5 protein-coding genes and 2 pseudogenes are annotated in these 6,478 nt (G+C 36.7%); 3 read left to right on the forward strand and 4 right to left on the reverse strand.

Features of this window, described 5'->3' with window-relative positions; translation table 11 throughout:
- The first annotated feature begins 694 nt into the window (after nt 1-694).
- Entirely contained in the window at nt 695-1,963 is a 1,269-nt protein-coding gene (locus COO03_RS23480) for an MFS transporter (protein ID WP_097899417.1), read from the forward strand.
- Between the two features lie 159 nt (nt 1,964-2,122).
- A complete protein-coding gene (locus COO03_RS23485; protein WP_097899418.1) occupies nt 2,123-2,314 on the forward strand; it encodes a hypothetical protein in 192 nt (63 codons plus the stop codon).
- 130 nt (nt 2,315-2,444) lie between these two features.
- Here the strand turns inward: COO03_RS23485 and COO03_RS23490 are convergent, their stop codons facing one another.
- The 3 genes and pseudogenes from COO03_RS23490 to COO03_RS23495 all read right to left on the reverse strand — a co-directional run bounded on the left by COO03_RS23490 (nt 2,445) and on the right by COO03_RS23495 (nt 4,944).
- Nucleotides 2,445-3,317, reverse strand: coding sequence for a YitT family protein (locus COO03_RS23490; protein ID WP_170958194.1), 873 nt, complete (start codon nt 3,315-3,317; stop codon nt 2,445-2,447).
- Nucleotides 3,318-3,662: 345 nt separating this feature from the next.
- Nucleotides 3,663-3,743, reverse strand: a pseudogene (locus COO03_RS28255) (YxeA family protein); the annotation flags it as partial.
- Entirely contained in the window at nt 3,742-4,944 is a 1,203-nt protein-coding gene (locus tag COO03_RS23495; RefSeq protein ID WP_097899420.1) for an MFS transporter, read from the reverse strand. The pseudogene COO03_RS28255 and the gene COO03_RS23495, both read right to left, overlap by 2 nt.
- Nucleotides 4,945-5,275: 331 nt before the next feature.
- On the opposite strand from COO03_RS23495, the pseudogene COO03_RS23500 reads away from it, so the two are divergent.
- Nucleotides 5,276-5,374: pseudogene (locus COO03_RS23500) on the forward strand (MerR family DNA-binding transcriptional regulator); the annotation flags it as partial.
- A 222-nt stretch (nt 5,375-5,596) separates the two neighbouring features.
- Here the strand turns inward: COO03_RS23500 and COO03_RS23505 are convergent.
- On the reverse strand, nt 5,597-6,478 hold an 882-nt coding region (locus tag COO03_RS23505; RefSeq protein ID WP_176524417.1), incomplete at its 5' end, for a thiol-activated cytolysin family protein.

Consider the following 6,478-nt stretch of genomic DNA (forward strand, 5'->3'; position numbering starts at 1 on the left):
AGGAGCCTCACCTAACAGAGTCATATTTAATTTTCATACATAATATACCCCCGCTAAAGAAAGGTGTCAATTATTTTTTTATTTAATTTTAAATCACATAACAATTCAGTTTGATGTAAATATGATGCGAATCTTTGAAAAATCCATACAAATTTCTAACAGCATGGAAGGTAGCCTTTCCTCCAAAAAATACAACTAGTATAAAAAACTTATTGATAGACTTCGCGTTTGAGAGCACGGTCTCTACGTGCTAATCGATGCTATCCATTTTGACTTTCCANNCATGGCCGGATTCTCTCTCCACCTAAAAAGAAAGGTTTTATGTCGATTTTTCAATTTGTACTTATATAGAATGAGAGTTCCTGTACAATAAAAAGGAATATAAGATTGCCGTAAATCATAGTTTTTTAGAAATTATTCTTCGGAAATTCGAAGTAAAACATTGCCATAAATACACTATTTTTATACAGTTAACTGAGAAGCACTATTTCATTTTATCCTCCCATTCTCTTAATACTTTTCTATGAAACAACCTTTGTTAAAAACCCAACCTTTATTTAATTTTCCTAAAATTTTATTAATAGGACAACTTCATGCCCAATTTCTACAATGAATGACTGTGCTGAATTAGTAGAATGGGCAAACAAAGTGGTTAATTTTTACGAGTTATAATATCGAATAAGAAGGTGTTAAAATGTCTAGCCATGCCAACTTACAGATAAAAAGCTATATTCATTCTCTTGAAAAACAGAGGACATTATACAAAAGAACCTTACTCATTGTTAGTATGTCTCAAATTTTTGGAGGAGCGGGTTTAGCCGCTGGGATAACAGTAGGTGCTCTCCTCGCTCAACAAATGCTTCAGACGGAAGCCTTTGCTGGATTACCAGCTGCTCTTTTCACCTTAGGTTCAGCAGGAGCTGCTTTATTAGTTGGGAGACTCTCCCAGAAATTTGGTCGGCGTGTTGGTTTATTCACAGGCTTCTTAGTGGGAGGAATAGGAGCCCTTGGCGTAGTTATCGCCGCAATACTTAATAGTGTTTTTCTTTTATTTATTTCGCTATTTATTTATGGTGCGGGGACAGCAACAAATTTACAAGCTCGATATGCTGGAACAGACTTGGCGAATAATAACCAGCGTGGGGCAGCTGTAAGTATAGCGATGGTATCTACAACATTTGGTGCCGTAGCTGGTCCTAATTTAGTCGAAGTTATGGGAGACTTTGCTCTTTCAATTGGTGTACCTGCCCTAGCAGGACCCTTTATTTTAGCTGGAGTAGCTTTTATATTAGCAGGGCTAGTCCTCTTCATTTTACTTAGACCAGATCCATTTGTTATTGCACAAGCTATTGAATCTTATAACAAAGAAAACAAAAAAGAAGACTCAACTTTTATCGTGAATCATGCAAGTAATAATAAGGGAATTATCCTGGGAGCAACAATTATGATTCTGACACAATTAATCATGGTTGCCATTATGACGATGACCCCTGTTCATATGGGGCATCATGGACATAGTATAGGAGCAATAGGACTTGTGATTGGTATCCATGTAGGGGCTATGTATCTTCCATCACTATTTACAGGTTATTTAATTGATAAAGTTGGAAGAATATCAATGGCAATTGCATCTGTAATGACTTTGCTAGCTGCAGGTTTAGTTGGAGCATTGGGATCAAGCGAGAGTATGATTTCTTTAATTATTGCACTTGCTTTACTTGGTTTAGGATGGAACCTCGGCTTAATAAGTGGCACAACTCTAATTGTTGACCACACACACCCTTCTAATCGAGCAAAAATTCAAGGTACAGTGGATGTTTTTATTGCCTTGGCAGGTGCGTCTGGAGGAGCTATGTCTGGGATGATCGTTGCAAATTCAAGCTACACGACATTATCATTAGTTGGTGGTCTGTTTTCATTAATCTTAGTACCTGTAATTTTATGGTCTCGCAAAACCAAATAATATCCTATATTGTGATAATTCATGTATAATTTTCCCTGATTTGAGTTGCGTGGACTTCATCATTTACCACGAAACAGCATGTCTTTTGCCATATTCAAAATTGCCCGATATATCACTTCTTCCAGATAGTATAATCAGGAAAAGGAAGGTGAATGAGCTATGATACAAAAAATAGGTTGGGCTAATCTAATGCGTTTAGTTTCGTTAGGAATTTTCGGGGCCTTCTTATCAGGTTTTGCTAAATCGATTCCTAACAATACTTTGTCCTGGGGAATCCTTGCTGTTGGAATTGTAATTACATTTGGATCTTCTCTTACAGGGCTTTACTTACTTAAAAAAAATAGAGTGTAACAACGGATAACACCTCCGTTTAAGTACTTTTCATCGGAACCTTTATAAACCCAGTCACAAAAAATCACCTTTTAGTCAAACTAAAAAGGTGATTTTTTGTGAAACTATATTAAAATTTTCTAAGTTATAACTAGTGAATATCATGTTTTTTGAAATTACCGCCCTTTACTTCTGCTACGTCATATACCGTAACAAAGGCATTTCCATCAATTTCATGAATGATTTCTTTCATTTTACTTTCTTCTAAACGGTTAATGACACAAGTGATTTCTTTAAATTGTTCATTTGAATAACCGCCGTAAACTTCGTTATACGTTGCACTTCGACCTAAGCGATCTCGAATTGTCTCTACCATTAATTCAGGTTCCTTTGTGATAATTTTAAATGTTTTAGAACCACTTAAACCTACTTCAACGATGTGAATCACTTTAGAAGCAATAAAGTAAGCAATTGCTGAAAGAATAGCTCCTTCAAGACCAAATACTGTTGAGACGACAATAAAGACAAACATGTTTAAAAATAAGATGAGGTCACTTGTCCCAAAAGGTAATTTTCGAGAGAGTAATACGGCTAACATATCAATCCCGTCTAATGCGCCACCATTACGCAATGCTAACCCCATACCAAAACCGATGATAATACCCCCAACAACGGTAACTAACAATGTATCACCGTGAATAATGGTTGGTACTTGGTGCATAAGAACCGTACCGATTGCTAATGAAGCAATACCGATAATCGAATAAATGGCAAAATTCCTACCAATTTGCTTATACCCTAGCCAAACAAAAGGAATGTTAATGACTGCAATTAGAACTCCTAATGGTAATCCAAGTAGTTTTGAGCTAACGATACTTAAACCCGTCACACCACCATCTGAAACGTTGTTTGGGATTAATACCGATTCTAGTCCATATGCTGTTATAAATGCCCCAATAATAATCATTAATACCCGTAAACCAATTTTTAGTTTATTGGGCTTGTGTTTTTTGATTGTACTCATATAATTCCTCCGTTTCAAACTATTTTCTCTTTTCATTACTACTCATTTTTGAATCAGCTAGACTCATTCCTAATAACTATTCTAACATATTCCCATCAGAATACTTATGAAACCTTTCCTCTTTAAGTAGAATTCCTTACACTCTCTTCTAAAATGTAAAAAAGACATCTAATTTTCTTTTAAGCTGTTATTCAACAAAATGCCCCGATTGCAGAATGACAGAACAAGCATATTTTTAAATAACTTTATTGCTAATCAACAGTTTGTAACCTAACAAGGTAATTGTTTTCAGAAAAAAAACCTCTTTATGTTCAAAGAGGTTTTTTGCTGTACATATACTAATATTTATTTTACGCCCATCTTTTCTTTAACCTTTTCTGGGAGTTCATCTTTCTTTATTCCTTCCCAGGATGTTACACCTTTTTTAGTGGCCGCTAACTTGATCTACATGCGCAATGTGTTTCCGTCCAAAAGCAACGACCAGCATGGCCACGAATACAAATACAGCGCCAATTACGAAAGGAACATGTGGAGTATACATTTCAGCAAGCTTATTAGCCAGCCAAGGTCCGATCGCTCCGCCTATGAAACGGACGAAGCTGTATGCTGCGGAGGCCGTAGCGCGCTCTACTGGCGCAACCTGCATAACCGCTGTAGTAATCAAAGTATTATTCGTTCCCAAGAATAGGCCTGCGATGATAACGAAAACAATAATAGCTGTTCTTGATTCTGTCCAAATTCCCATTGCCAAAAGAGTTAATGCAAACAAGGTTAACATCGCGCACATTGATTTAATCGTTCCAAATCTAGCTTGAAGCTTCGGAGCAACAAAGACGGATGTGATAGCGAGACAAATTCCCCATCCAAGGAACACATATCCTAACCCATGCTCATCCAATCCCATGACGAATGGAGCGTATGCCATTAACGTGAAAAATCCGATGTTATAAAGGAATGCTGTAACCCCAAGTCTTAATAATCCAGGGAATTTCAATGCTTTGATCGGATCAAGAATAGAGCTTTTTACTTTCGGCTTTGCAACCTGAGGCATTTTTAATAAAAGAGCAAAAAAGGCAATGATCATTAGCACGCTTACCCCATAGAACGGGCCGCGCCAAGAAATAGAGCCTAATTCTCCGCCAAGTAGTGGGCCTACGGAAATACCAAGTCCGATGGCTGCTTCATACAAAATGATTGCTTTGGCGGTTCCGCCTACAGAGAAACTTACTATCGCAGACAACGCTGTGGCAATAAATAATGCGTTGCCAAGTCCCCATCCGCCTCGGAAAGCGACAATTTGCCCTATTCCATTTGAAGAACCCGCCAGTGCCGAAAAGACGATGATAAATAGAATGCCGGTCAATAAAGTCCACTTAATACCAAGCCTGCTGGAGACAACGCCGGTAATCAGCATCGCAACCCCAGTAATTAAGTTATAGCTTGAAAATAGTAAGGAAACCTGGCTTGGAGTAGCATGAAGTTGTTCTGCAATCGCAGGTAAAATAGGATCGACAAGTCCTAAGCCCATGAAAGAAATGATTGTGGCAAAAAAGATAACCCAAACGACAAGCGGTTGTTTGGCCGATTGATTTTGGGCACTAAGTGAATATGATTGATTTGAATTCATCCATTACAAACTCCTTTATATATGGTTTTGGGACAAGTTCAATCTACTGTTTACAGTTCCCTGATTGATATCTCTTATCCATCCCCTTTATATTGAAAAAGCTATGATTGCAATTTCGTTACAAATGTTAGTATAAAACTTTATAACCTTTACGTCAACGTTAACTTTAATAGACGGAAAAGAATGATTTTATTAATAAGCCCCTCTTCATGGTTAGCCTAAACCGCTTGTTTTTTCTGAAAAAGCTCTGGTTGTAGTATAATATTCTTGAGCTTAAAAACTACATCCTGTTAGTGTAATAGTAAAAATAAAGAAATATAGGGGCGAAATGATGGACGAAATAAAAATAGATGACGTAGCGAAACAAAGCGGTTTAACGAAACGAACCATCAGATATTACGAACAAATCGGACTGCTGCCTGCCCATCAAGCTAATATTTTGAAGTACCTCCAAAACAAAAATTTTATCCCTCACAGTTGTCTATTTTTTTGTTTTGGGGAACAATGAATTTCTTAACTTGATGGCGATGTGGCGCTATCCCCAAATACTCTTCCTTATAATTTTTTAGAAGCATAACTTTGCCGTAAATAAAAAGAACCATAACCTTACCGAAACGGCAAAATTATGGTTCAAATCACAATTAGGCTTTAATTAATGACTAATATTAGCAGTTGGGTATAATGTCGTTCCTCCAATTGAAACTTTTATTTCATTTGTTAACGGAACATTTTGTTCATTAATAATTGTTCTCCACCATTCCCATGCAAGACCTGTACATTCTCTCGCTACGACTTTCACATTTTTTGAATTAGGTGGAAGTGGTATGACTGTAGAGAAATGAGCTGTTTTGTCTTTGTTGTTTCCTTCCCAAGTTTTATGGATTAGTACTTCATTTCCATTTTCATCATATGAGAATTCATCCCAAGATACATCAAATTGTGCAACATATGCACCATAATGATCAAGCGTCATTTTCGCACTAGAATATTCTGTAGATGTAGTCTCAATATAATCTGTATTGTTATGAACAGCAGCAGTTGAATTATCTTTTAAGAAAGAGCTTGTATATGAAACTGGATATGCTGGATTTTTAGGACTTAATTCTGCATTATCTTTAATGATATCTCGTATTTCATCAAAATCTTTTGTAACAACCTTGTTATGCTCTTTTGCATCTCCGCCTAATACTACAGCAGTAAAGGTACTGTCTTCAAAAATATCTTTGTACTGTCCACTCGTTTCGACGCTGTTATTCTTAAGTAAAGCTTTAAAGGCAGCTTGTACATCTTTGCTCTTAGATGTTGTTTCTAATTTCACATAAATTGTTCTGCCGTAAGCTACATTTGACACCATAACAGGCGGAGCCGCATTACTTACCCCTTTACGAGTTAACTCTTCAAACGTAACGCTATTATCAAAAAGGTCTGATGGATTGTTAGGTAGTTCTGCACTTACGGTATAAAAGATTTGCTTATATGCCGCAACCATCACTTTTTTCTCTCCATTTGCAACAGCATTAAAGTCAATGTTCAG

The sequence above is a fragment of the Bacillus sp. AFS098217 genome, from assembly GCF_002551815.1.
GTDB lineage: Bacteria > Bacillota > Bacilli > Bacillales > Bacillaceae_G > Bacillus_A.

Excerpts from the sequence above, each read along its gene's own strand:
- COO03_RS23480 (WP_097899417.1), top strand. The coding sequence starts at position 695 with ATGTCTAGCCATGCCAACTTACAGATAAAAAGCTATATTCATTCTCTT.
- COO03_RS23485 (WP_097899418.1), top strand. The coding sequence starts at position 2,123 with ATGATACAAAAAATAGGTTGGGCTAATCTAATGCGTTTAGTTTCGTTA.
- COO03_RS23490 (WP_170958194.1), bottom strand. The coding sequence starts at position 3,317 with ATGAGTACAATCAAAAAACACAAGCCCAATAAACTAAAAATTGGTTTA.
- COO03_RS23495 (WP_097899420.1), bottom strand. The coding sequence starts at position 4,944 with ATGAATTCAAATCAATCATATTCACTTAGTGCCCAAAATCAATCGGCC.